The following is a 764-nucleotide window of genomic DNA, read 5'->3' on the forward strand; positions in this document are numbered from 1 at the left end:
ACATCGCCGGCCGATTGCGAACTGCACTTCATGTCGTTCGCCTTCGACGGCTCCCACGAAGGCTGGATGCACCCGCTGATCAACGGCGCCAGCGTGCTGGTCCGTGACGACAGCCTGTGGTTGCCCGAGTACACCTACGCGCAGATGCACCGTCACAACGTGACCATGGCGGTGTTCCCGCCGGTGTACCTGCAACAACTGGCCGAGCATGCCGAGCGCGACGGCAACCCACCGAAAGTGCGTGTGTACTGCTTTGGCGGCGATGCGGTGGCGCAAGCCAGCTACGACCTGGCCTGGCGCGCGCTCAAGCCGACCTACCTGTTCAACGGCTACGGCCCGACCGAAACCGTGGTCACGCCGTTGCTGTGGAAAGCGCGCAAGGGCGACCCCTGCGGCGCCGTCTATGCACCGATTGGTACGCTATTGGGCAACCGCAGCGGCTACGTGCTGGACGCGCAACTCAACCTGCAACCCATCGGCGTCGCCGGTGAGCTGTACCTGGGCGGCGAGGGCGTGGCCCGTGGATACCTGGAACGTCCGGCGCTGACCGCCGAACGCTTCGTGCCGGACCCGTTCGGCAAGCCGGGCAGTCGCGTGTATCGCAGCGGCGACCTGACCCGTGGCCGCCCGGATGGCGTGGTGGATTACCTCGGGCGTGTCGACCACCAGGTGAAGATCCGTGGTTTCCGCATCGAACTGGGGGAAATCGAAGCGCGCCTGCGTGAGCAGGACAACGTCGGTGAAACCGTGGTGGTGGCCCAGGA

The 764-nt window shown here is 66.0% G+C and carries 1 protein-coding gene; it reads left to right on the forward strand.

Annotation, left to right across the window (positions count from 1 at the left end; genetic code table 11):
• Nucleotides 1–764 (forward strand): AMP-binding protein (locus tag PspCFBP13509_RS31315; protein ID WP_137213203.1); only part of this gene is annotated, 764 nt, incomplete at both ends.

Source organism: Pseudomonas sp. CFBP13509, from assembly GCF_005233485.1.
In the GTDB taxonomy this organism is placed as follows: Bacteria; Pseudomonadota; Gammaproteobacteria; order Pseudomonadales; family Pseudomonadaceae; genus Aquipseudomonas; species Aquipseudomonas marginalis.